Source organism: Agrobacterium sp. CMT1 (genome assembly GCF_037203725.1).
GTDB lineage: Bacteria > Pseudomonadota > Alphaproteobacteria > Rhizobiales > Rhizobiaceae > Agrobacterium > Agrobacterium pusense.
This window is the reverse complement of sequence record NZ_JBBCAR010000014.1, coordinates 142,817-166,239: the sequence shown is the minus strand read 5'-3', so window position 1 is coordinate 166,239 and position 23,423 is coordinate 142,817. Positions and strand designations below refer to the sequence as shown.

Genomic DNA, 23,423 nt, shown 5'->3' with positions numbered 1-23,423 from the left:
ATTGCCTTATTTTGCCTGTTAAATCCCCATTGGAAAGCGCATATAGAGGTCATCGAAGGACGCCGGAACGAAAACGTTACTGACGTCACCTAGACCTCAGAAAGGGTAATGTCATGAACGTAGCACGCAGCTTCAACAATTGGCGCAAATATCGTCAGACCATCACCGAACTCGGCCGCATGAGCACCCGTGAACTGCACGATCTCGGTATCGATCGCAGCCAGATCACCAGTGTCGCTCGCGCCGCTGTTGGCAAGTAAATAGGGCGATACCGCCTCATTCTGAATGCTTCAACGCCCGCTTTGCGGGCGTTTTTGTTTGGTTTGAAAATGAAGGCACTTCATTGGGAGTGTCTGACAGCGAGGCGGTGCTCTCACCGGATGCGCCGCATTCTTCTCGATTGCTGTCGATGTTCGGTGCAGGTTGGGAACTCGGTAAAGGCCGGATCCGCGAGAAGCGGGTAAATGCCCGGTATCGTCCTTCGTGACGGACGCCATGCGCTCAGCGCATATCTGTGCTGCAACCTTGTGCCTGTCAAATGCGCAGGGAAATGGTATGTTCCTCTCATCGAAACGGATGTACCTCCTCCCACATCCTTTTCGTAAAGCGGGTGATCCTACTCCTCCTCCCAAAGGATTGCCCCGGGGACAGCGGTTTTCCTCCTCCCATATCGCTGTTCATCTTTTCAGAAAGCCTGCCGCACCTCCTCCCGCGGCAGGCTTTTTTGTTTTTGGCCGTTTTCCTTGTTGGTATATCTCAGTCGAATGCCATCATGCCGATGGGCGTCACGGCACGGGTGCCTGCGCGTCTGGCGAGTGCATAAGTGAGGCATTGTTCGACTGCATCTTGCGGAACGGGCTTGGCGATGACGCCAGCGCCGATGCCGAGATTGACCACGACCTCGGGGTTTGCGGTCATGAAGATGACCACCACACCGTGCTCTTCGGAAAGCCGTCGCCCGATTTCCGGCCCGGTTTGTCCATCGGCAAGATTGACGTCGACAAATGCAATATCGGCGCGGCGGCCAAGTGCCACGGCATCATCCAGCTTGTTGGCGATACCGATGACGTCTGCCTCTTCATCCGCCTGAAGAATGGAATCCTCTATGTCCATGGCGATGAGGAACTCGTCTTCCACGATCAGTACCCGCGGCTGCTCCATGCGGAAGCCGGGTTCACTCTGCAAAACGTCTGCCAACATATGCCTGCCTCCATTGAGTACGCTACCAAGCACCGAACTGAAAAAATACGCCGCGGTTTGGGGTCGTCTGGTGCTTCGACAATATCTGGAGCGTCGGGACTGTTTGATCTCATCACCCGCCGCCTCAGCACGGTCGGCAAGCAAACACCCGGCGGGCCAACTCGTTCCAAAGTGAGATAAACATAGTGAATGGAGTGTAAACAACGTGCCTTTTGGGCTATCACCTCTTGATAGCGAAGCAGTTGATTCGGTTTGGTTTTCATCCGGGGGAAGGGTGGAGGAACGTCGCCGTAGCGCATCTTTCGCCGCTGGAGCACCAGTCTTTTGGCCGCAATCGGTCCTTAAGGCTTACATGGAAATTCAAGACGTTACGGCCTCCTTCGCGCGCCAGGAAGGAAGAGCGGGAACGCCACCGATCAATCGCGTGTTGCGGTCAAAACCGGCGCGGGACCCTATGAATTTGGAAAGAGAATTAGACGATGACACAGTCTCCGCGCGCTACCATTGCCCGCAACACTCCCAACATCGCCGTCGTCGGAGTTGGTGGCGGTGGCGGAAACGCGATCAACAACATGATTGCCGAGGGTATCGGCGGCGTCGATTTCATCGCGGCCAATACGGATGCGCAGGCGCTGAAGAAGACCAATGCGCCACGGCTCGTGCAGCTCAGCTCAGAACTGACGGGCGGGCTTGGTGCGGGTGCTGATCCCGAGGTCGGCCGGCAGGCTGCGATCGATTCCCTCGACGAGATCATGGATCACCTGAGCGGCTATGATATGTGTTTCATCACCGCCGGCATGGGCGGCGGCACCGGGACGGGTGCGGCACCCGTTATTGCCGAAGCCTGCCGTGCAAAGAACATTCTCACAGTTGGTGTCGTCACGCTTCCTTTCAGCTTTGAGGGCGTGCGCCGCATGCGGGCTGCTGAGTACGGTTTTGCCAATCTGCTCAACACGGCCGATACCGTCATCGTCATTCCCAACCAGAACCTGCTGCGCATTGCCGATGCCGGCACCACCTTCGAAAATGCGCTCAAAACCGCCGACAAGGTACTGTCGCTCGGCGTGCGCTGCATCACCGATCTCATTTTGCGTGAAGGTCTGGTCAATCTCGATTTCGCCGATGTGCGATACGTCATGAAGAATGGCGGCCGGGCGCTCATGGGCACCGCACAGGCCAAGGGCGAAAAGCGTGCTTCGGAAGCAGCGGCAGCGGCCATTGCCAATCCGCTGCTCGGCGAGCCCTCGCTGAAGGAAGCCCGTGGCGCGCTGGTCTCCATTTCCGGCGGCAACGACCTGACGCTTTACGAGATTGATGAAGCGATGACGCTGGTACGTGAGGCTGTCAGCGAGGAAACCGATGTGGTGATGGGCGCTTCGTTCGACCCAACGCTGGACGGCGCTTTCAAGATTTCCGTCGTGGCCACCGGCCTGCGGAACTAATCTCCGACTAAGGCGTCGCATCGCCGCTGGAAGCCGCTATTCGCCGCTCCGGCCGTGAAAGCGCGATGAAGACGTCTGCCCCACAAACCGAACGATCGAAAGCCGTCGCGGGCAATTTTCGCGACGGCTTTTTGTTGTTTTTGAACAATTATTCCGTCATGCAAGCCAGCGACCCGGTGACACGTCGTTGATAACGAAAAAATATAATAGTACTCTTTATGTCGACAAGAAGGATTTGATTATGACGGATATAATTGCTTCTGCCGAGCGCAAGCGCGGCTCCGGTGTGAAGATGGTCTACGATCTGCTGCGCGACGAGATTCTTGATCTGGTCCTGCCACCCGGCAGTCCCATCGATGAAGTGCAGCTTGCCGAACGGTTCAAGATGTCGCGAACGCCGATCCGTGAGGCGCTGGTACGGCTTTCGGGCGAGGGGCTGATCGATACGCTGCCGAACCGCTCCACCATGGTGTCGAACATCGATTTCCTCAACATGCACACCTATTTCGATGCGCTGGTCTTGATGTACCGGGTAACGACCCAGCTTGCCGCGCAATATCACCGCCCGGAAGATCTGGCTGGCATTCGCGCCCATAATGCGGAATTCGCCGTTGCGGTGGAGGAGCAGGATGCGCTGGCGATGATTTCCACCAACGCCGCCCTTCATCTTTCCATCGCGGAGGCCGGGCGCAACCCCTATTTCACCAGCCTGTTCAAGCGGCTGCTGGACGAGGGGCGGCGCATTCTCAGGCTTTATTACCAGTCCTATGACGATCGTCTGCCGAAGCGCTTTGTCGATGATCATGAAGAGATGATCGAGGCGATTGCCGCACGCGATATCGCTCTTTCCGAAAGACTGGCGCGGGAGCACGCTGAACAGATCGTCCGGCAGGTGCAGAAACTGCTGGTGCGAAACGAACGGCTGGAAATAAATCTGTAGCTTGTCGATTCTTGTCGACAAATAAAATACAAGATAGTAATGTCCCTCTCGAAAGGGTGGCGCGGACGTGCGTCCATTCCCGAAAAACATGTCCCTTAGGAGCTAGTAATGACGGCCAGCATTTTTTCCGGCGTGATTCCCGCCTTGATGACCCCCTGCAAGGATGATCGCACCCCCGATTTCGATGCGCTTGTTCGCAAGGGCAAGGAACTGATCGCCGATGGCATGTCCGCCGTGGTCTATTGCGGCTCCATGGGCGACTGGCCGCTCCTGACGGACGAGCAGCGCATGGAAGGCGTGGAGCGTCTGGTGAAGGCCGGTGTTCCCGTCATCGTCGGCACCGGAGCGGTCAACACGGCGTCTGCCGTTGCCCATGCCGCCCACGCCCAGAAGGTTGGCGCCAAGGGCCTGATGGTCATTCCCCGCGTTCTGTCGCGCGGTTCGGTCATCGCCGCCCAGAAGGCTCACTTCAAGGCAATCCTCTCGGCTGCACCGGAAATCCCTGCCGTCATCTATAACAGCCCCTATTATGGTTTTGCGACCCGCGCCGATCTCTTCTTCGCGCTGCGCGCCGAGCACAAGAACCTCGTTGGTTTCAAGGAATTCGGCGGCCCGGCCGATATGCGTTATGCGGCTGAAAACATCACCAGCCGCGACGATGAAGTCACGCTGATGATCGGTGTCGACACCGCTGTCTTCCACGGCTTCGTCAATTGCGGCGCAACCGGCGCCATCACCGGCATCGGCAACGTGCTGCCGAAGGAAGTCATCCACCTCTGCAAGCTGTCGCAGGCTGCCGCCAAGGGTGACGCCGATGCCCGCGCACGCGCCTTGGAACTGGAACAGGCGCTGGCCGTTCTTTCGTCCTTCGACGAGGGCCCGGATCTGGTTCTCTATTTCAAGCACATGATGGTGCTGAAGGGCGACAAGGAATACACGCTGCACTTCAACGAAACAGATGCACTGACGGACAGCCAGCGGGGTTATGTCGAAGCACAGTTCAAGCTGTTCAACAGCTGGTACGCCGACTGGAGCAAGCTGCCGGGCGCAGTGCAGGCCTGCAAGGCCGCCTGAGATATTGCTGCTGTGTAAAAAAGGCCCGCAACTGCGGGCCTTTTTTGCATGTGATGAGGTTTGATGTCTCTCCTCCGTCATGCCGGACTAGATCCGGCATCCAGCCAGGGCGCGTCTGCGTCATGAAAGGTCTCTTCCGCGGTCAAGGACTTGATCGCGCTGGACCCCGGATCTAGTGCGGGCTGACATGGCGGGGATGCTATGAAGTCGCAAAAAACGCTGAGTGACGTTGTCGTTATGAAGGCCCGCAATTGCGGGCCTTTTTTCCATTTCCCCATCCAAATGGTCAGGAAACCGCGTCCAGCCCCTTTTCCAGCAGCCGGTCGAGCCCGGCCATTTCGGCGGCGGTAAGCGTGATGCCTTCGCTTTCGGATTTGGCGCGGGCAGTGAAGCGGCGGCCCGAGGGCAGGCGGGCGCCCTGGCCGATAATGGCGTCGAACAGCACTTCCGCGCGCTGGAAGGGATCGCCTGGGCGGCCCTTGGCAAAGGCTTCAGGTGAAAAAGCGACGATCAATTCGCCATGGGTGGGGGCAAGCGTGGTGGTGCCGAGAAATTCGAGCGCTTCGGGGCTGGTGAGATCGCCGATCATGATGCCGGCGAGAAGCTCGATCATGGTGCCGATGGCCGATCCCTTGTGGCCGCCAAATGGCAGCATGGAACCGGCAAGGGCCGCCTCCGGGTCGGTCGTCGGCTTGCCGTCGGCGTCCAGAGCCCAGCCGTCCGGCAGGGGCTTTCCGGCCCGCCGGTGTAGTTCGATTTCACCGCGGGCCGCAACCGACGTCGCAAAATCGAAGACATAAGGGGAGGTGCCCTTGCGCGGCCAGCCGAAGGCGAAGGGGTTGGTGCCAAGCAGAGGCTTGGTTCCGCCGGTGGGCGCGACGGTGGAATAGCTCGGGCACATGACCAGCCCGGCGAGACCGTTTTCGGTCAGCCCTTCGACTTCCGGCCAGAGCGCCGAGAAATGCGTGCAGTCATTGACGACGAGTGCTGCGATGCCCGAGCGTCTCGCCCGCTCCACCAGAACCGGCAGACCAAGTTCGAAGGCGGGGTTGGCAAAGCCGCCATGCGCATTGACCTTGACGACGGCCGTGCCGTCGTCTTCGGCCACTTCAGGTATCGCATCCGGATTTACCTTGCCGGCCTTGACGGTGCGGAGCGCGCCTTCGATACGGTAAATGCCGTGCGATTTGCAGGCGTCGCGCTCACCGGCGGTGATGACGCGTGCCAATGCGCCCGACTGCACCTTATTGAGGCCCGCCTTGCTGAAAATCGCCTCGACCCGCGTCGAAAGCTCTTCAATGGTCAAGGTGGTGGTGTCGCTCATCATTATCCTCCGATGTCGGGCTCGCACATTTTGAATACATAAAGTATACAAAGGTGTGAGTATTGCAACGTGTCTTTTCGATGAAGCTCAGTCACAGCAGAAGGCCACCGTCTCAAACACGAAGATACCTTAAGCCCTCATTCCTGTGCTTGTCATAGGATTGCAGTCGACGCGCGTGCGCGCATCGGAAAGCCTCTTTCAGCCCAAAGATTTGGGCTGGCTAGATTCCTGTGAAAAGCAACGGCATGAAGGAGGCTGAATGTTTCGCCCACCTTGTCCGCTCCCCCGCGCCGGCTTGCGTAATCATCCGCGACACCTCATCAGTTCGCAGATGCAAAAAATTCTTTTTGTATACTCATTGTATTTTTCTATTGATTTCTCAGCCCCACAGGGAAATAGTGACCGCGCCTTCAAGGGCAGACCAATTCTGGGAGCAAATCAAGAATGAAAAAATCGGTCATTTTCGCCGGCCTGCTGGCCGCCACTTCCGCTATCACCCCGGCCAAGGCCGACAAGCTTGACGACATCATCTCGTCTGGCACGCTGCGTTGCGCGGTTGTGCTCGACTTCCCGCCCATGGGCGCGCGCGATGACGCCAACAATCCTATCGGTTTCGACGTCGATTATTGCAACGACCTCGCCAAGGCGCTCGGCGTCACGGCTGAAATCGTCGAGACGCCGTTCCCCGAGCGTATTCCGGCACTGATGTCCGGCCGCGTCGACGTCGGTGTCGCTTCGACCTCCGATACGCTGGAGCGCGCCAAAACGGTTGGCATGACCGTGCCTTACTTTGCCTTCGAAATGGCCGTTACCGCCAACGACAAGTCCGGCGTCAAGTCCTTCGAGGACATGAAGGGCAAGACGGTCGGCGCAACCGCCGGCACGTTCGAAGCCATTGCGCTTGAAAAGTCGGTCAAGGAGTGGGGCGTCGGCGAATTCCGTCCTTACCAGACCCAGGCTGATGTGTTTCTTGCCCTGAGCCAGGGGCAGATCGATGCCACCGTTTCCACGTCGACCGTTGCGCAGTCCAACGTCAAGAGCGGCAAGTTCGCCGGTATCTCGGTGGTCGGCAAGGCGCCTTACGACATCGATTACGTCGCGCTCTTCACCAACCGGGATGAATACGGCTTCATCAACTACCTGAACCTCTTCATCAATCAGCAGGTTCGCACCGGCCGCTACGCCGAGCTCTACAAAAAATGGGTTGGCGGGGAAGTGCCTTCGCTCACCGTCAACGGCGTTTATCGCTGATCAGGACTTTTCGAAAACGGCGCGGTCGAATGATCGCGCCGTCGATCGTTTCTGAAAGGTGAGACGGTTATGTTCAACTACACATTTCACTGGAATCAGGCGCTGAAGGCTTTGCCGCAGCTTCTGGACGGTGCGGTGGTGACGCTGCAGATCGCCATCCTGTCGATGGTCATCGGCGTGTCCTGCGCCATCGTGCTGACGTTGTTCCGGCTTTCGGGCAACCGTATCCTCGGCGCCTTCGCCTCGGTCTGGGTGGAAATCGCCCGCAATACGCCGGCGCTGTTCCAGATCTACATGGCCCATTTCGGGCTCGGCAATTTCGGCATTCATCTGAGCCCCTATACCGCGCTTCTGGTTGGCATCGCCTTCAATAATGCCGGTTATCTCGCGGAAAATTTCCGTGGCGCGCTGAAGGCCATTCCGGATACGCAGACGCGTTCGGGCCGCTCGCTCGGCATGACCTCGATGCAGACCTTCAGGCTGATCATCCTGCCGCAGATGCTGCGGGTTGCCTTCCTGCCTGCCACGAACCAGATGGTCTGGGCAATCCTCATGACCTCGCTCGGCGTCACGGTCGGCATGAACACGGATCTCGCCGGTGTCACGCAGGCCTTGAACGCCCGTTCGTTCCGCACCTTCGAATTTTTCGCGCTCGCCGCGGTCATCTATTACGTGATCGCCAAGATCGTCACGCTCGCCGCCAGATTGCTGGCCGCGCGTCTTTTCCGTTACTGAGAGAGGTGAGCCATGTTTGAAACCGCTCTCACCTGGAGTGATCTCGCCTTCCTGGCCAAGGGTGCCGGCATGACGCTTGCCGTCACCGCCGTCGCCGTCACGGCAGGCACCATCATGGGGATCATCTTCGGCGTCCTCCGCTTCCAGCTCGGGCCTTACTGGGCCCTGCCGCTCACCTTCGTTCTGGATGTCTTCCGTTCCGTGCCGCTGCTTATCCAGCTGGTTCTCGGCAATGCCTTCCAGTCGATCGCAAAGCTCGGCTGGCCACCCTTTACGACCTCCTGCGTGGTTCTGTCGCTTTATACCGCGGCCTATTGCACGGAAATCGTGCGTGGCGGCATCGAAGCGGTGCCCTCGAACACCCGCCGCGCCTGCCGGTCGCTCGGTATGACCTGGTCGCAGGACATGCGGTACATCGTTCTGCCGCTTGCCACGCGCGTGTCGCTGCCTGCCTGGATCGGCCTGACGCTGGGTGTCATGAAGGATTCAGCGCTCGTCCTTTGGCTCGGGCTCATTGAGCTTCTGCGTGCCTCGCAGATTCTCGTGACCCGCCTGCAGGAACCGCTGACCATCCTGATGATCTGCGGCGCCATCTACTTCCTTATCAGCTTCCCCATCGCCCGTTTTGGCGGGTATCTCGAAAGACGGTGGTCCCCCAATGATTGAGATCGAAAACGTCCGCAAATCCTTCGGCCCGCTGGAGGTTCTGAAAGGGATCAACCTCACCGTCAACAAGGGCGAGGTCGTCACCATCATCGGCGGCTCCGGTTCCGGCAAGTCGACGCTGCTCACCTGCATCAACGGCCTTGAGCCGATCGACAGCGGCAAGATCGTCATCGATGGCACCGAGGTGCATGCAAAGTCGACCGATCTCAACAAGCTGCGCCGCAAGGTCGGAATCGTCTTCCAGCAATGGAACGCCTTTCCGCATCTGACGGTGCTTGAAAACGTCATGCTGGCGCCGCGCAAGGTGCTCGGTATTTCGAAAGAGAAGGCCGAAGAAATTGCGGTCAAGCAATTGACCCACGTCGGCCTTGCCGAAAAGCTGAAGGTCTATCCGAACCGCATGTCAGGCGGTCAGCAGCAGCGCATGGCGATCGCCCGCGCGCTCGCCATGTCGCCGGAATACATGCTGTTTGACGAAGTCACCTCCGCGCTTGATCCGATGCTGGTCGGCGAGGTGCTCGACACGCTGAAGATGCTGGCGGATGAGGGCATGACGATGATCTGCGTCACGCATGAAATGGCCTTCGCCCGTGATGTCTCGAACCGCGTCGCCTTCTTCCATCAGGGCGTGATGGCCGAGATCGGCACGCCAGACCAGCTGTTCGGCGCACCACAGCATCCCGAGACGCAGAAGTTCCTGGCGAGCGTTCGGTAATGCCTGCAAATGATGTCATCGTCATCGGGGCCGGCGTTGTCGGCCTCTCGGCGGCAATCGCGGCACAGGGCCGCGGTCTTTCGGTCACGATGATCGACCGTGAGGGACCGGCGGCGGGCGCTTCGGCTGGCAATGCCGGCGCCTTCGCCTTCACCGATATCCTGCCGCTCGCGTCGCCCGGCATTCTCTGGAAGGCGCCGAAGTGGCTGCTCGATCCGCTTGGGCCGCTCAGCGTGCCGCCGGCCTATGCGCTGAAGATCGCGCCTTGGATGTTCCGGTTCTGGCGGGCCTGCGCCGCCTCGAAGGTGGAGCACTCAACTGCAGCGCAGACGGCACTGATGGACCTTTCCAGGGCCGAACTGGAGCCGTTCCTCAAAAGGACCGACACCATTGCCATGCTGCGCAAGGAAGGCAACCTCCAGGTCTATGAAAGCGATGCGGAATTCGAAGCGTCACTCGGCGGCTGGAAGGCGCGTGAGCGACACGGTATCGAGTTCCGGCATCTGAACGCAGAGCAGATGGCCGAGATACAGCCCGGCATCGCACCGCGCTTCACCTGCGGCACGTTCACGCCTGGCTGGTATTCCATTGCCGATCCCAGGCTTTACACGCTGGCGCTGGCCGACCATTTTCGCACCATGGGCGGGCGTATCGAATGCCTCGATATTGCGTCGCTCCGGCCGTTGGAGGATGGGGTCGAGGTGGTTAGCCATGACGGCCGCACGCGCAAGGCAGGCCGGGTGGTACTGGCGGCAGGCGCATTTTCCCACCGCATTGCCCGTTCGCTCGGGGAAAAAATTCCGCTGGAAACGGAACGGGGCTATAATACAACCCTGCCCTCAGGCGCATTCGATCTGCGGACGCAGGTGACCTTCGGCGGCCATGGTTTCGTCGTTACCCGGCTTTCCTCCGGCATCCGCGTCGGCGGTGCGGTCGAGTTGGGCGGGCTGGAGCTTCCGGCCAATTTTGCCCGATCCGAAGCGCTGCTGGCCAAGGCGAAAGCCTTCCTGCCGGGCCTGAAAACCGAAGGCGGCAAGCAGTGGATGGGCTTTCGCCCCTCGCTGCCGGACAGCCTGCCGGCCATTGGGCACGCGCGACACACGGCGCGGGTGGTCTACGCCTTTGGCCACGGACATCTGGGACTGACGCAATCTGCGGGTACGGCGCGCATCGTCGCCGACATTCTGACGGGGCAAAAACCCGCCATCGACACGAGCGCTTTTTCGCCGCAACGTTTCTAGAGGATTTCGGCTTTTCCCCGAAACGCAAAAATTCTCTAGCACTTTTTCACGCATTTACCGGGGCGCAAAGCGCGACGCGCTTTTACTGGAAATGCCTTAGGGAGATTTTCGATGTCTTCTGCCGTTCCGCAAGCCCGCAGCATTCTTACCGGTGCGGCCGAAGGCCCCGTGATCGCCACGACGGAAGCGCTGAGTTTCTGGGGCGGTGTCGATCCCGCCACCGGCAGGGTGATCGACGTGCATCACCCGCTGCACGGCGTCAGTCTAACCGGCGGCGTGCTCTTCATGCCGACCAGCCGGGGCTCGTGCACCGGGTCTGGCGTTCTGCTCGACCTTATTCTAACGGGCCGGGCGCCATCCGCTCTCGTTTTCTGCGAGGCGGAGGATGTGCTGACCTTGGGCGCACTTGTCGCGGCGGAAATGTTCGAGCGGGCGCTGCCGGTCGTCCGTCTCGACGCCGAAAGTTTTGCCCGCTTTTCCCGCGCGGCCCATGTTCGCATCGATGAAAACAGCATCGAGGCCGATGGCCTTTCGCTTGCCATAGCGCATCCCGCGACTGCCCGTCTCGATCTCACGGGTGACGACCGCGCGATGCTGCAAGGGCGCGACGGCATCGCCGTGCGCCAGGCCATGCGCATCATCGTCGCCATGGCAGCCCAGCAGGGCGCTTCCGCGCTCGTTAACGTCACACAGGGCCATATTGACGGCTGCATCTATGCCAGTCCCGCCAATCTCACCTTCGCGGAAAAAATGGCTGAGATGGGTGGCAAGGTCCGGGTGCCGACGACCATGAACGCCATTTCGGTGGACAAGGCCAACTGGCGGGCACAGGGCGTGCCGGATGATTTCGGCGATCCGGCGGCGAGACTGGCGGATGCTTATGTGCGCATGGGCTGTCGGCCCACCTTCACCTGTTCGCCTTACCTGCTCGACAGCGCGCCGGGCGCGGGTGAATCGATTGCCTGGGCGGAATCGAACGCGGTGATTTTTGCCAATACGGTGCTTGGTGCACGCACTGCCAAACATCCCGATTTCCTCGATCTATGTATCGCGATGACGGGCAGGGCCCCGCTTTCGGGTGTTTACCTGGAGGAAAATCGCCGGCCGCAGCGCATCGTGGACGTGGTGCTGCCGCAAGGGATAGACGATGCGTTCTGGCCGCTCGTCGGTTATCTCGCCGGCAAGGCGGCCCCCGATTGCATACCGCTGCTGCGCGGGCTTGGGGCTGCGAAACCCTCGCGGGATGATTTGAAAGCGCTCTGCGCTGCCTTCGGCACCACCTCCGCAGCGCCCATGCTACATATCGAGGGCGTTACGCCGGAAGCCGGCATTGCGCCTCTGGAAACGGCCGACACGGTCAGCATTTCGCTTGCCGATATGGCGGCCGGGTGGTCGCTGCTCAACGAGGGACCGGAGGAGGTGCAACTGGTCGCCATCGGTAGTCCCCACGCGTCGCTGGAGGAGTGCCGTGCCCTCGCGGCTGTTTTCGACGGTCGCAGGCGCCGCGCGGATGTTGCCGTCATCGTCACAGCCGGCCAGCAGGTCATCGATGCAGCTGCCCACGACGGCACGTTGAAAAGCCTGAAGGATAGCGGTGTACAGGTACTGCCTGACCTCTGCTGGTGTTCTATTTCCGAGCCGGTCTTTCCGACGAAGACGCGCGCCTTGATGACCAATTCCGGCAAATACGCCCATTACGGACCCGGTCTCAGCGGCCGCGCGGTGCGCTTCGGCAGCCTTGCCGATTGCGTCGAGAGCGCGTTGACCGGCCGTGCCGCTTCCCGTCGTCCCGCCTGGCTTTCCTGAGGAGAATTCAATGCGCAGTATAAAGACCGTTCATGTCATTTCCGCCCATGCGGAAGGCGAGGTGGGGGATGTGATTGTCGGTGGTGTCAAGCCGCCACCAGGCGAAACGATCTGGGAACAGAGCCGTTTCATCGCCCGTGACGAGACGCTTCGCAACTTCGTGCTGAATGAGCCGCGCGGCGGCGTATTCCGCCACGTCAATCTGCTGGTTCCGCCGAAACATCCTGATGCGGATGCCGCCTTCATCATCATGGAGCCGGAGGATACGCCGCCCATGTCCGGCTCTAACTCCATCTGCGTGTCCACCGTCCTTCTCGATGGCGGTATCGTGCCGATGCAGGAGCCGGAAACCCATATGCTGCTGGAAGCTCCCGGCGGGCTGGTGAAGGTGCGGGCCGAATGCCGCAACGGCAAGGCCGAGCGTATTTTCGTGCAGAACCTGCCAAGCTTCGCCGCGAAGCTTGATGCCGAACTCGAGGTCGAAGGCCTTGGAAAGCTCAAAGTGGACACGGCCTACGGCGGCGACAGTTTCGTCATCGTAGATGCCGAAGCAATGGGTTTCAGCCTTAAACCGGAAGAGGCGCACGAGATTGCCCGCCTCGGCGTGCGCATCACCAACGCCGCCAACAAGACTCTGGGTTTCGATCATCCCGAAAACCCGGACTGGCGGCATTTTTCCTTCTGCCTGTTCGCCGGCAAGGTGGAACGCACGGCCGAAGGCCTGCGGGCAGGGGCGGCCGTCGCCATCCAGCCGGGCAAGGTGGACCGCTCGCCTACCGGCACGGCGCTTTCGGCCCGTATGGCCGTGCTGCATGCACGCGGCGAAATGAAGGAAGGGGAAACGCTGACGGCGGTGTCGCTGATCGGCTCTACCTTCACGGGCCGTATCCTCGGAACCACAACAGTCGGCGACCGCCCGGCCATCCTGCCGGAAATATCCGGCCGCGGCTGGATCACCGGAATACACCAGCACATGCTCGATCCGTCGGATCCATGGCCGGAGGGGTATCGGCTGACGGATACCTGGGGTGCGAGGTAAGGGCGTTACAGGTCACTCGGGTGGAATGGTGAGTACGCCACAGCGGTGCGGCATATTTCTTCTCCCCGCCGGGGAGAAGGTGGCCCGAAGGGTCGGATGAGGGGGTAACTCCGCGAGAGACGAAGAGCTTGCCCCCTCATCCCGCTGCCGCGGACTTCTCCCCGGCGGGGAGAAGAAAGAAGCGGTACACGCTCGTTCCAACGAGGCTAAAGCTTCACCGGCCCAACCGCTTCGTCGTCTCCCGCACGATCAGCTCGAAGCCGACATCCACCCGCGCACCCTCGGGAACAGCGGCATCCTTTTCTGCCTCCAATATCGAAAGCAGCAACTCGCCCGCCTTGCGGCCGATCATCTGCGCGTCGACCCGTATCGTTGAAATCGCCGGATAGCATTGTCTGCCAATGTCAAAATCACCGAAGCCGAGAATGGAAATCTGATCTGGTACATGAATGCCGCGGCGATGACATTCCATCAGCGCACCGACAGCGGAAATATCCGACACGGCGAAGATGGCTTCGACATCGGGCGCCTTGGCCAACAGGGAGCCCAGCGTTTTCGCGCCGTGATCGTATGAGACCGGCGCGCTGCCCTCGCGGATGATGAGATCATCGGCGATGCCGGCTTCGCGCAGGGCAGCCCCAAAACCGAGCAGGCGGCTTTCGCCGCGCCAGTCCTTAACGTCGCCATCGGCTCGGGAGCCAAGTGCGCCTATGCGCGTGAATCCAAGCGATATCAGGTGTTTGGCGGCGGTTCTTCCCACTTCGTAATTGGAAAAGCCGACCGCATGGTCGATCGGATGTTCGGGTACGTCCCATATTTCAACGATCGGGATACCGGCGCGCATCAACACTTCGCTTGCCATCTTGGTATGAACCGTGCCGGCGACGACAATCGCGTCGGGACGGCGCTCCATCATGGTGCGGATGACGCGCTCTTCTTCCTGCAGGTCGTACATGGTGTAACCGATCAGCAATTGGTAATCGGCGGCGCGTAGCGCATTGGCGAGGCCTTGAGCGCTGTCGGCGAAGTTTGAGTTGGTGAGAGTCGGCAGGATGGCGGTGATGAAATTGGTGCGGCGAGAGGAAAGCGAACCGGCGATTCGGTCAGGCACATAACCAAGCTTCTCAATGGCCTTCATCACCCTCTGGCGCGTCTCCTCGGACACCAGAGCGGGATCGGCCAGCACCCGCGAGACGGTCATCTTGGAGACGCCCGCAAGTTTTGAAACGTCGCTCATGGTTGCTTTTTTTGACGTGACTAACGCTGCGGCCAAAGGCGTGCGCTCCACCAAAGCATGTCTCCCCAGTTACAATCCGGCTGAATGAAGACCGGTTCACGACAAGACATACACGAAGATACCAAGGGAAAACACGCCGTATGATTGCAGATCAATGCGACGTGCACCGGATTTACGCGACGCGGCTATAGACCAGATGGTAGAAACGCCCGTCACACATGCTCATCATCTCATCCGTCAGTACCCGGCCTTCCAGCCGGACCGGAGACACCAGCGCTTCCTCCACGGCCTCCATCGACGGATAGTCGATTTCCTGCACCATGATGATCTGGGCCGCGTCCGGGTCCGTGCGCTCCGTACGCATCACTCGCACCGCCTGCGCATTCGGCATGCGCTTCCAGACAGGCAGTAATTTTTCCTCGACGATGCGAAAAAACTCCTCCTCCCGGCCTGCGTGAATCCTGCCTTCGAAAATTGCCGAGCGTGTGTACATGTTTCCTCCCGAAATGAATGCCGACCGAAACAGTTCTGTAGATCGGACTTGCAATGATACCGATAACATGCATTATTGATCCTGCCAAGAACGTGAAGCGATGTCGAAGAGAGGAAAATCGATAATCATCCTAACTGATTGAGTTTCATAAGAAATTCATCTGGTTCTGTGTTTTCACAGTTTCTTGAGAGGAGTTTTCAGTCAAGCGCCTAGAAATGTTATCGAGAACATTTTTCGGTTTGCGAAGGCCGCTGTTCTGCATTGGGCAGCTACTATTTGGGTTGGAGGAGAAACCATGAGCATATCCAGATTTCTGAAAAACATGACCGTTGCTGTTGGCGTTGCCGCAGCTTCGCTTGCGGCTACAACGTCCGCCCATGCCGTCTCGCTCAGCGAGATCACGGCGCGCGGCAAGGTCAAGATCGGTGTCCTCACGGGCGCGCCGCCGATGGGCATGGTGGATGAAAAGGGCAACCCTTCCGGTTATGACGTCGATGTTGCCAATCTCATCGGTTCCTACCTGTCGCTGCCGGTGGAACTGGTGCCGCTGACGCCTCCAGCGCGTATTCCGGCCCTTCAGACCGGCAAGGTCGATTTCCTCGTTGCGACGCTCGCGCCGACCGGCGAACGCGCCAAGACTGTGATGTTCACGCAGCCATACAGCGCCTTCAACATGGATATCATCTCCGGCAAGGACCAGAAATTCGAAAATCTCGACACCCTCAAGGGTAAGCGCGTGTCGGTCAACCGCGGTTCCTCACAGGAAACCGCGCTGCGCAAGGCTAACGTCGAAGGTCTCGAAATCGTCGTTTACGAAGACGATTCCACCAGCGCCCAAGCTTTGCTTGCGGGTCAGGTGGATGCCGTCGCCCTGCCGTCCACGGTTGGTGAAGCAATCATCAAGCAGCGCCCGGAAGCCGGTCTCCAGGTCGGATTCACCTTCTTCCAGCAGGGCAATTCCATGGCGACCAAGCTTGAGGATTTCGAGCTGCGCCAGTGGCTGAACACCTCCATTTACCTGATGAAGATGTCCGGCGATCTCGACCGCATCTCGGTCAAGTGGACCGGTCGCCCGCTGCCGCAATTGCCAAGCTTCTGATTGAGCCTTTCAACGCGCCCGCCGGGAATACGTTCGGCGGGCCGGGAAATGTCAACGGAGTGACGCATGTCCTATACCTTCCAATTCGGCGCGCTCGCCCAATATCAGAATGAAATTCTGAACGGCATATGGCTGACCATCAAGCTGTCGGTCCTCTCCATCGTGCTCGGCTGCGCTTTCGGCATTCTTCTCGCTTCATTGCGCTCCATCAATGGTGGCATCGTCCGCATCATCGTGGATGCTTATGTCGAAGTCATCCGCAACACGCCGTTCCTCGTGCAGCTGTTCATCGTCTATTTCGGCCTGCCGGGTCTCGGCTTTCGCGTCGGGGCGGATACGGCGGCGCTGATCGGCATGACGATCAATCTTGCCGCCTATTCCACGGAGATCATCCGCGCCGGCATCGGGGCGGTGCACAAGTCGCAGATCGAGGCGGGTGAGGCTCTGGGCTTCACCAAGTACCAGATTTATCGTCACGTCATTATCGTGCCCGCCATCGCCAAGGTCTATCCATCGCTCTGCAGCCAGTTCGTGCTGATGATGCTCGCATCGAGCATATGCTCGGCCATCTCCACCCATGAGCTTGCGGCGGCCGCAGCCTTCGTGGAATCGCAGACCTATCGCTCCTTCGAGGTCTACATCGTCGTCACGCTCATCTATCTGGCGCTGGCGCTCAGCCTGCGGCTCATCCTTGCCCTTGTCGGCATGTGGCTGTTCGGTCGCCGCGTAGCCCGCAAGACGATGACCGCTTTGCCGGAGGTGCAGTCATGACCCTTAGAACTTTCGGCTGGAACGAATTCGGCTTCCTTCTGACCGCCCTGCAATGGACCGTGCTTCTGACGATCATTGCACTAATCGGCGGCGGCATCGTCGGCTTCTTCGTGGCGCTCGCCCGCACCTCGAATTTCAAGGCGCTGCGCATTGCCGCCGGCACCTATATTCAGGTGATCCAGGGCATTCCGGTGCTGATGATCCTGTTCCTGTCCTATTACGGTCTCAGCCTTGCCGGGCTGGAACTGCCGCCACTTTTTGCCGCCGGTGCCTCGATGACCATCTATACATCGGGTTATCTTGCGGAAATCTGGCGCGGTTGCATCCAGGCGGTGCCGAAGCAGCAATGGGAAGCGTCGGAATCGCTCGCTCTCACCCGCGCCCAGCAATATCGCTACGTCATCCTGCCGCAGGCGATCCGAATTTCGCTACCGCCGACCGTCGGTTTTGCCGTCCAGGTAGTCAAGAACACGTCCATCGCATCGATCATCGGTTTCGTCGAACTTGCGAGAGCGGGGCAGCTCATCAACAATGCCACGTTCCAGCCGTTCCGCGTCTTCGTGGCGGTGGCCGTACTTTATTTCATCGTCTGCTACCCGTTATCCCAGCTGTCGCGTTGGCTGGAAAGGAGGCTTCATGCCGGAAGTAATCGTTGAAAACGTTCACAAGAGCTTTGGCGCTCTGGAAGTCCTCAAAGGCGTGTCGCTGACGGTCGGCCGTGGTGAAGTCTTCGCCCTCATCGGCCGCTCGGGCTCGGGCAAGAGCACGCTTTTGCGTTGCATGAACGGGCTGGAAAAGATCAATTCCGGGCGCATCGAAATTGCCGGTCATGCGATTGGTGAAGACGCCAAGGCCCTGCGGAAGCTGCGCACCGATGTCGGCATCGTGTTTCAGAGCTATAATCTGTTCCCGCATCTGACGGTCGGCGAAAACATCATGCTTGCGCCGCGCATCGTCAAGGACGTGGCAAAATCGGAAACCAAGGATATCGCCCGTGAGGTTCTGCAGCTCGTCGGTCTTTCGGAGAAATTCGATTCCTATCCGGACCAGCTGTCCGGCGGCCAGCAGCAGCGTGTGGCGATTGCGCGCTCGCTTGCCATGCGGCCGAAGGTAATGCTGTTCGACGAGGTGACGTCTGCGCTCGATCCGGAACTCACCGAGGAAGTGCTGACTGTCATGGAAAACCTCGCCAGAGACGGCATGACCATGATCCTCGTGACGCATGAGATGGCTTTTGCGCGGCGCGTGGCGACCGAAACGATCTTCATGCACAAGGGCAAGATCTGGGAGCAGGGCCGCTCGTCCGAACTCTTCGCCAATCCGCAAACGCCGGAACTCCGGCAATTCGTCAAGGCCGATGTAAAGTAGTTCACCGGCACAAAGGAAAATCCATGACCACTGAAATCGTGCAACTGTGCCCGCTCATTCCGGCACTGGAGGAAGAACTTGCGCAGCGCTTCACCGTGCATCGCCTGTTCGAAGTGTCAGACAGGGCCGCCTTCCTTGCTGAAAAAGGCGGCGCGATCCGCGGCGTCGTCACCGGCGGTCATATCGGCCTGCCGGCGGATATTGGTGCAGCGTTACCAAAGCTTGAAATCGTTGCCATCAACGGCGTCGGCTTCGACAAGGTTGATCTGGCTGAAGCGAAGCGGCGCGGCTTTCGTGTTTCCAATACGCCTGACGTGTTGACGGCCGATGTCGCGGATCTTGCTCTGGGCCTTATTCTGGCGCAGGCACGCAGGCTGCCGCAGGCAGACCAATATGTCCGCACCGGGCAATGGCTGAAGGGCGACATGGGCCTTTCCACCCGCGTGGCCGGTCGTCGCTATGGCATATTCGGTTTCGGCCGCATCGGTCAGGCGATTGCCAGGAGGCTCGAAGGTTTCGATGCGCATATCTCCTACACCACGAGAAATCGTCGCGATGTCGCCTATGATTATTATGACAGCATCGAAGCTCTGGCCGCTAATTGTGACGTGTTGATCATCGCCGCAGCGGCCACCGCCGAAACGCGTCATATCGTCAGTGCCGAGGTTCTGAACGCGCTTGGCCCGCAGGGTGTGCTTGTCAACGTGGCTCGCGGCTCGTTGGTGGATGAGAAGGCGCTCATTGAGGCACTTTCGAATGGCGTGATCGCAGGTGCTGCGCTTGATGTCTTCGAGGATGAACCGCGTGTGCCGGAAGCGCTGTTTGCTTTCGAAACCGTCACGATCGCCCCACATATCGGCAGCGGCACGCATCAGACGCGACGGGCCATGGCAGACCTCGTTCTTGCCAATCTCGACGCGCATTTTGCCGGCAGGGAGCTGCCGACGCCGGTGGCGTGAGGGGGCCTTGCTGGATGCCGGAATTCTGGCGGCGCGGCTTCTATCCGCGCCGTTTTCCCTGAGACAGGCGCTATTTCATCGCCGCAAGCGTACAGACGGCCACCGGCCACCCTATCTCCGCCCCTCGTTCATATTTATATAATATGTATAATCCTACTATTCTGCTCTCTTATAAAGTGATGAGGCGGATAGGTGCGTTCCAAGGGCCCGAAGACACCCGTGCAGAACCGGATATCGCGGAAAAAGCGCGAAACAGGGCCATCTGCCTCTACCCCAACAGATGAAAATAGTAATCCATCCGACCGGCATGTGTTGTTGGAAGCGATGATCGACCACGTGCCGGATTTTATCTATGCCAAGGATCTGGAAGGTCGGTTCCTGTTTGCGAACCGCGCAATCGTCAAGGAAAATGGTTTTGACACGGTGGAGGAGCTGATTGGCCTCACCGATTACGATATTCACGGCGAAGCAGCACGGCGGGCGGGCATTCCCGACACCGAGGCACGGGTGATGCGCACGGGAGAACCGGATCTCGGTTACGAAGAGCGGGCCATGCGTGGCGATATCGACCGCTGGCTGATGATGTCGCGCGTGCCGCTGCGGGACAAGTCCGGCAACATCATCGGGGTGGTCGGCGCTTCTAGGGACATAACCCAGAAAAAGGCTTCCGAAAGACTGCTGCAGACGCAGGCGCGCATTCTCGAAATGATTGTCGCAGCGGCGCGTATCGAGGATTTCCTCGAGGAATTCGTCAAGGCGATTGAAAATCTCGCCACGGGGCTTGCCTGTGCCGTACGGGTGTTCGACGCCGCTACGGGTGAACCTTCGGTTTATGCATCGCCGGCACTCGCTCCGCATGCGGGGCTGACGGCGCTGATTTCCTCGGTCAGCGATCCTGACATCATCACTTCCCCTGCCGATAACACGGCCTTCAGCTTCGATATTCCCGCCAGCGACGGCAAGGCGCACGGTTTTGTCTGGTGCATGCTCGCGGCCCGCCAGCCAGATCCGGCACTGGTGGAATTTATCGGTGCGGCTGCACGCATGGCGGGGCTCGCGATCGACCGCAAACGTGCGGCCGAACATATCGCCTTTCTGGCTGATCACGACATGCTGACCCGGCTCCCCAATCGCCGTTTTCTCGATACACGACTGCCGGAAGTTCTTGCGGCCGCGGCAAAAGCCAGGCGAACGATCGCCGTCTGCTTTCTCGACCTCGACAATTTCAAGCAGATCAACGACACGCTGGGCCACAGCGTCGGCGATGCGCTGCTTTCGAAGACGGCGGCGCGCATCGCAGGGACCCTGGGTCGAAACGATCTCGTGTTGCGGGTGGGTGGGGATGAGTTCGTCGTCATTCTGCAGAAGCAGCGTGACGGTTTTGAATCCCGGCTTCGGGGCATCCAGGCTGCGGTCTCACAGCCGCTGCGCATCGGCAATTATGATATCAAGGCGACTTCCAGCATCGGCGTGGCGTTTTTTCCGGAACATGGGGAAACCACGGCGGAGATCGTCGCCGCTGCCGATCTTGCCATGTATCAAGCGAAACATAATGGTCGGGACGGTATCGCCACCTTCTCGCCGCGAATGGCAGACGATTTGAGAAAGAAGGTCACGCGTATCGAGGAATTGCGCAGGGCCGTGGAACGGGATGAATTCATCCTTCATTTCCAGCCGCAGGTCGATCTACTTACCGGCGGCATCAGTGGGGTGGAGGCGCTGGTGCGCTGGCAGCACCCGGCGGAGGGACTGCTTGGGCCTGCGGAATTCATCGGCCTTGCGGAAGAAACCGGCCTCATCGTGGAGCTTGGGGAGAGCATTCTGAAAAAAGCGTGCCGTCAGGCGCGAGACTGGATGGCTGCTGGATTGTCGCCTGTCAAAATGGCAGTCAATATCTCCCCCCGGCAGTTCCAGGCCGGCTTGGCGGACCAGATCAGTTCGGTGCTGAAGGAAACCGGCCTTGCACCTTCGCTGCTGGAAATCGAGATTACCGAGACGCTCATCATTCAGGATGTCGACACGTCAGTGCGCATCATGCGCGCCATCAAGCAGATGGGCGTCAGCCTGGCACTGGATGACTTCGGCATCGGCTATTCCTGTCTTGGCATGCTCAAGACATTCCCTCTCTCGTGCATGAAGATCGACCGGTCGTTCCTCACGCATCTGCCGGCAAAAACCAAAGACAGCGCCATTGTTTCGATCATGATCCAGCTTGCCGGTTCACTGGGCATCGATGTCATTGCCGAAGGCGTGGAAACGGCCGAGCAGGCTGATTTTTTGCGGGCTGCCGGTTGTCCCTACGGGCAAGGTTATTATTTTGGCCGCCCCGTGGCGGCTGGCGAGATCGAGGGCATGCTGAAGGCGATGTCCACGTTTGCAACCGGTTCTTCCAGCCAACCGCTGTAATCGCCGATCCACCGCCCGCTGCGTCATCCGAACGGAATTGAAGCACCACGCGCGAGTTCCAGGTCGGGTATCGCCGCCTTGCGCAGTCACTGCACCAGCCTCTGCCATTGTCACATCACCGTTGTTATTCAAGGTGAGCTGTTGGGCTCCTGTTGCAGCAATATTGTTGATAATTTCGCCATATTAGAATATTATCGTAAATTAAATATCCAATAAAGCTTACTTTCCCAGTGTATATAAGTGTATTTTTATATTTTAAACTTTATATTTGTTGTAATTTTACTACGTAATGTGATTGCGTCATCGTGTTGTATTTTAAATCCGGAGATTTGAATTGCGACTCCCCTGCGATTTCTGTCATTTGCTGATCAGCGCAGGGAAGCGGGCGGCAGGGAAAAGACCAGCCCACAAATTTGCGCATTCGTTGAAAAATTTTTGACTGGAGATTACAAATGAACATCAAGAGCCTTTTGATCGGCTCCGCTGCGGCTCTCGCAGCAGTATCCGGCGCACAGGCCGCTGACGCCATCGTCGCCGCTGAGCCCGAGCCCATGGAATATGTTCGCGTCTGCGATGCTTTCGGCACCGGCTTCTTTTACATCCCCGGCACCGAAACCTGCCTGAAGTTCGACGGTTACGTTCGTTTCCAGACCGACTTCGGTCGCAACCAGTCCGGTACATCTGACTGGGACTCTTTCACCCGCGCCCAGTTCAACATTGACACCCGCACCGACACAGAACTCGGCGCCCTGCGTGGCTACATCGGTCTGCGCGGTCAGGCCGACAACGATACTGACCGCAACTTCGTTCTTGATCAGGCTTTCATCGAACTCAGCGGCCTGAAAGTCGGTTTCTACTACAACTGGTGGGACGACGGTCTCTCCGGTGAGTATGACCAGCTCAGCTCCAACCGCACCCGTCTGAACGCTATCCGTTACACCTACGACGCCGGCTCATTCTACGTCGGTGCCGCTGTTGAAGAGCTCGAAGGTTCGCGTAAGGGCACTTCCGAACTCGGCGTTACGAAGGGCGGCAAGTTCCAGACCAACACGAACGATGTTGGCATCAGCGCCATCATCGGCGCAAAGATCGGCGGCGTTAAGGCCAACCTGCTTGGCGGTTACGACACGAACCAGGAAAACGGTGCAATCCGTGCAATCATCACTGCTGACATCGGTCCCGGCACGCTCGGCATCTCCGGTGCTTGGGCTTCCGGCGCCAACTACTACTACGAAGAGTCCGAGTGGACTGTTGCTGCTGAATACGCCATCAAGGCAACTGACAAGCTGACCATCACCCCCGGCTTCCAGTATTTCGGCACGATCGACATCGGCGCTAACAACGACTTCGTTGGCAGCCGCGATGCATGGCGCGCTGGCGTCGCTGCTGGTTACAAGATCACCTCTGGTCTCTCCACCAAGGTTGCGGTTACCTATCAGGACGTCGATGGCAAGAAGGGCGTAAACGGTGGTGGCGACAGCTGGACCGGTTTCGTTCGTCTTGAGCGTTCGTTCTAACAGAGCCTGACAAAAAGCATAACCGGGTTAGACAACTCAGATCCACCCCGTTTCTTGAACGGGTGAGTGCTAGCTCCAGTCAAAGTTCCTGACATGATGTCAGGTTTGCTCCCCGGTCCTCTCCTGGCCGGGGAGTCTTT

Annotated in this window: 22 protein-coding genes; 18 read left to right on the top strand and 4 right to left on the bottom strand. The window is 59.1% G+C overall.

From position 1 onward, the window contains the following. Positions 1-113: 113 nt before the first annotated feature. Positions 114-260: a DUF1127 domain-containing protein gene (locus tag WA845_RS17065; protein ID WP_004444643.1), complete on the top strand. Its 147-nt coding sequence runs from the start codon at positions 114-116 to the stop codon at positions 258-260. A gap of 496 nt (positions 261-756) precedes the next feature. Here the strand turns inward: WA845_RS17065 and WA845_RS17060 are convergent, their stop codons facing one another. Beyond that, positions 757-1,200 (bottom strand): response regulator, encoded by a 444-nt coding sequence (locus WA845_RS17060; protein WP_006700295.1) that lies wholly within the window; start codon positions 1,198-1,200, stop codon positions 757-759. A gap of 479 nt (positions 1,201-1,679) precedes the next feature. On the opposite strand from WA845_RS17060, the gene ftsZ reads away from it, so the two are divergent. The 3 genes from ftsZ (at position 1,680) to WA845_RS17045 (ending at position 4,656) form a co-directional block, all read left to right on the top strand. Further along, a complete protein-coding gene (gene ftsZ, locus WA845_RS17055) occupies positions 1,680-2,642 on the top strand; it encodes a cell division protein FtsZ (RefSeq protein WP_004444641.1) in 963 nt (320 codons plus the stop codon). Between the two features lie 241 nt (positions 2,643-2,883). Then, positions 2,884-3,582 (top strand): GntR family transcriptional regulator, encoded by a 699-nt coding sequence (locus tag WA845_RS17050; RefSeq protein WP_004444640.1) that lies wholly within the window; start codon positions 2,884-2,886, stop codon positions 3,580-3,582. A gap of 108 nt (positions 3,583-3,690) precedes the next feature. Continuing rightward, positions 3,691-4,656 carry a dihydrodipicolinate synthase family protein gene (locus WA845_RS17045; protein WP_006700297.1) on the top strand — a complete coding sequence of 322 codons (966 nt, stop codon included), beginning with the start codon at positions 3,691-3,693 and terminating at the stop codon, positions 4,654-4,656. Between the two features lie 286 nt (positions 4,657-4,942). Here WA845_RS17045 and WA845_RS17040 read toward each other — a convergent pair whose 3' ends face one another. After that, on the bottom strand, positions 4,943-5,980 hold the full coding sequence (locus WA845_RS17040) for an Ldh family oxidoreductase (RefSeq protein WP_337322468.1): 1,038 nt from the start codon (positions 5,978-5,980) through the stop codon (positions 4,943-4,945). 444 nt (positions 5,981-6,424) lie between these two features. Here WA845_RS17040 and WA845_RS17035 point away from each other — a divergent pair, with 444 nt between their 5' ends. The 7 genes from WA845_RS17035 (at position 6,425) to WA845_RS17005 (ending at position 13,433) form a co-directional block, all read left to right on the top strand. After that, on the top strand, positions 6,425-7,231 hold the full coding sequence (locus WA845_RS17035) for an ABC transporter substrate-binding protein (RefSeq protein ID WP_004444630.1): 807 nt from the start codon (positions 6,425-6,427) through the stop codon (positions 7,229-7,231). 69 nt (positions 7,232-7,300) lie between these two features. After that, positions 7,301-7,966 (top strand): amino acid ABC transporter permease, encoded by a 666-nt coding sequence (locus WA845_RS17030; protein ID WP_004444628.1) that lies wholly within the window; start codon positions 7,301-7,303, stop codon positions 7,964-7,966. 12 nt (positions 7,967-7,978) lie between these two features. After that, the gene (locus WA845_RS17025) at positions 7,979-8,632 is read left to right on the top strand and encodes an amino acid ABC transporter permease (RefSeq protein ID WP_006700301.1); all 654 of its coding nucleotides are present in this window, start codon (positions 7,979-7,981) and stop codon (positions 8,630-8,632) included. Beyond that, positions 8,625-9,347 (top strand): amino acid ABC transporter ATP-binding protein, encoded by a 723-nt coding sequence (locus tag WA845_RS17020; protein WP_004444624.1) that lies wholly within the window; start codon positions 8,625-8,627, stop codon positions 9,345-9,347. The genes WA845_RS17025 and WA845_RS17020 overlap by 8 nt, the downstream gene beginning before the upstream one ends. Further along, complete coding sequence (locus tag WA845_RS17015; RefSeq protein WP_135856212.1) at positions 9,347-10,588, top strand: NAD(P)/FAD-dependent oxidoreductase; 1,242 nt, start codon at positions 9,347-9,349, stop codon at positions 10,586-10,588. Before WA845_RS17020 ends, WA845_RS17015 begins: the two co-directional genes overlap by 1 nt. Positions 10,589-10,699: 111 nt before the next feature. Further along, a complete protein-coding gene (gene lhpI / locus WA845_RS17010; protein WP_337322467.1) occupies positions 10,700-12,394 on the top strand; it encodes a cis-3-hydroxy-L-proline dehydratase in 1,695 nt (564 codons plus the stop codon). Positions 12,395-12,404: 10 nt separating this feature from the next. Next, positions 12,405-13,433: a trans-3-hydroxy-L-proline dehydratase gene (locus WA845_RS17005; RefSeq protein ID WP_045533948.1), complete on the top strand. Its 1,029-nt coding sequence runs from the start codon at positions 12,405-12,407 to the stop codon at positions 13,431-13,433. A gap of 214 nt (positions 13,434-13,647) precedes the next feature. On the opposite strand, the gene WA845_RS17000 is transcribed toward WA845_RS17005, so the two are convergent. After that, complete coding sequence (locus WA845_RS17000; protein WP_035209565.1) at positions 13,648-14,670, bottom strand: LacI family DNA-binding transcriptional regulator; 1,023 nt, start codon at positions 14,668-14,670, stop codon at positions 13,648-13,650. A 172-nt stretch (positions 14,671-14,842) separates the two neighbouring features. Further along, entirely contained in the window at positions 14,843-15,163 is a 321-nt protein-coding gene (locus WA845_RS16995) for a hypothetical protein (RefSeq protein ID WP_006700306.1), read from the bottom strand. A 295-nt stretch (positions 15,164-15,458) separates the two neighbouring features. On the opposite strand from WA845_RS16995, the gene WA845_RS16990 reads away from it, so the two are divergent. From WA845_RS16990 to WA845_RS16960, 7 genes are all read left to right on the top strand, one after another. Then, positions 15,459-16,262, top strand: coding sequence for a transporter substrate-binding domain-containing protein (locus WA845_RS16990; RefSeq protein ID WP_337322466.1), 804 nt, complete (start codon positions 15,459-15,461; stop codon positions 16,260-16,262). Between the two features lie 66 nt (positions 16,263-16,328). Further along, positions 16,329-17,033, top strand: a complete 705-nt coding sequence (locus WA845_RS16985) for an amino acid ABC transporter permease (protein ID WP_112552803.1) — start codon at positions 16,329-16,331, stop codon at positions 17,031-17,033. Further along, positions 17,030-17,689 (top strand): amino acid ABC transporter permease, encoded by a 660-nt coding sequence (locus WA845_RS16980; RefSeq protein WP_003521700.1) that lies wholly within the window; start codon positions 17,030-17,032, stop codon positions 17,687-17,689. The genes WA845_RS16985 and WA845_RS16980 overlap by 4 nt, the downstream gene beginning before the upstream one ends. Then, positions 17,670-18,401 (top strand): amino acid ABC transporter ATP-binding protein, encoded by a 732-nt coding sequence (locus WA845_RS16975; protein WP_004444596.1) that lies wholly within the window; start codon positions 17,670-17,672, stop codon positions 18,399-18,401. The genes WA845_RS16980 and WA845_RS16975 overlap by 20 nt, the downstream gene beginning before the upstream one ends. Positions 18,402-18,424: 23 nt before the next feature. Then, a complete protein-coding gene (locus WA845_RS16970) occupies positions 18,425-19,360 on the top strand; it encodes a 2-hydroxyacid dehydrogenase (RefSeq protein WP_337322465.1) in 936 nt (311 codons plus the stop codon). A 231-nt stretch (positions 19,361-19,591) separates the two neighbouring features. Next, entirely contained in the window at positions 19,592-21,766 is a 2,175-nt protein-coding gene (locus WA845_RS16965; RefSeq protein ID WP_112552931.1) for a putative bifunctional diguanylate cyclase/phosphodiesterase, read from the top strand. A gap of 452 nt (positions 21,767-22,218) precedes the next feature. Continuing rightward, positions 22,219-23,283 carry a porin gene (locus tag WA845_RS16960; protein WP_044458912.1) on the top strand — a complete coding sequence of 355 codons (1,065 nt, stop codon included), beginning with the start codon at positions 22,219-22,221 and terminating at the stop codon, positions 23,281-23,283. The last annotated feature ends 140 nt before the right edge of the window (positions 23,284-23,423 follow it).

Bases quoted from the DNA above. Each gene is read 5' to 3' on its own strand.
- WA845_RS17065 (WP_004444643.1), top strand. From the start codon at position 114: ATGAACGTAGCACGCAGCTTCAACAATTGGCGCAAATATCGTCAGACC.
- WA845_RS17060 (WP_006700295.1), bottom strand. From the start codon at position 1,200: ATGTTGGCAGACGTTTTGCAGAGTGAACCCGGCTTCCGCATGGAGCAG.
- ftsZ (WP_004444641.1), top strand. From the start codon at position 1,680: ATGACACAGTCTCCGCGCGCTACCATTGCCCGCAACACTCCCAACATC.
- WA845_RS17050 (WP_004444640.1), top strand. From the start codon at position 2,884: ATGACGGATATAATTGCTTCTGCCGAGCGCAAGCGCGGCTCCGGTGTG.
- WA845_RS17045 (WP_006700297.1), top strand. From the start codon at position 3,691: ATGACGGCCAGCATTTTTTCCGGCGTGATTCCCGCCTTGATGACCCCC.
- WA845_RS17040 (WP_337322468.1), bottom strand. From the start codon at position 5,980: ATGAGCGACACCACCACCTTGACCATTGAAGAGCTTTCGACGCGGGTC.
- WA845_RS17035 (WP_004444630.1), top strand. From the start codon at position 6,425: ATGAAAAAATCGGTCATTTTCGCCGGCCTGCTGGCCGCCACTTCCGCT.
- WA845_RS17030 (WP_004444628.1), top strand. From the start codon at position 7,301: ATGTTCAACTACACATTTCACTGGAATCAGGCGCTGAAGGCTTTGCCG.
- WA845_RS17025 (WP_006700301.1), top strand. From the start codon at position 7,979: ATGTTTGAAACCGCTCTCACCTGGAGTGATCTCGCCTTCCTGGCCAAG.
- WA845_RS17020 (WP_004444624.1), top strand. From the start codon at position 8,625: ATGATTGAGATCGAAAACGTCCGCAAATCCTTCGGCCCGCTGGAGGTT.
- WA845_RS17015 (WP_135856212.1), top strand. From the start codon at position 9,347: ATGCCTGCAAATGATGTCATCGTCATCGGGGCCGGCGTTGTCGGCCTC.
- lhpI (WP_337322467.1), top strand. From the start codon at position 10,700: ATGTCTTCTGCCGTTCCGCAAGCCCGCAGCATTCTTACCGGTGCGGCC.
- WA845_RS17005 (WP_045533948.1), top strand. From the start codon at position 12,405: ATGCGCAGTATAAAGACCGTTCATGTCATTTCCGCCCATGCGGAAGGC.
- WA845_RS17000 (WP_035209565.1), bottom strand. From the start codon at position 14,670: ATGAGCGACGTTTCAAAACTTGCGGGCGTCTCCAAGATGACCGTCTCG.
- WA845_RS16995 (WP_006700306.1), bottom strand. From the start codon at position 15,163: ATGTACACACGCTCGGCAATTTTCGAAGGCAGGATTCACGCAGGCCGG.
- WA845_RS16990 (WP_337322466.1), top strand. From the start codon at position 15,459: ATGAGCATATCCAGATTTCTGAAAAACATGACCGTTGCTGTTGGCGTT.
- WA845_RS16985 (WP_112552803.1), top strand. From the start codon at position 16,329: ATGTCCTATACCTTCCAATTCGGCGCGCTCGCCCAATATCAGAATGAA.
- WA845_RS16980 (WP_003521700.1), top strand. From the start codon at position 17,030: ATGACCCTTAGAACTTTCGGCTGGAACGAATTCGGCTTCCTTCTGACC.
- WA845_RS16975 (WP_004444596.1), top strand. From the start codon at position 17,670: ATGCCGGAAGTAATCGTTGAAAACGTTCACAAGAGCTTTGGCGCTCTG.
- WA845_RS16970 (WP_337322465.1), top strand. From the start codon at position 18,425: ATGACCACTGAAATCGTGCAACTGTGCCCGCTCATTCCGGCACTGGAG.
- WA845_RS16960 (WP_044458912.1), top strand. From the start codon at position 22,219: ATGAACATCAAGAGCCTTTTGATCGGCTCCGCTGCGGCTCTCGCAGCA.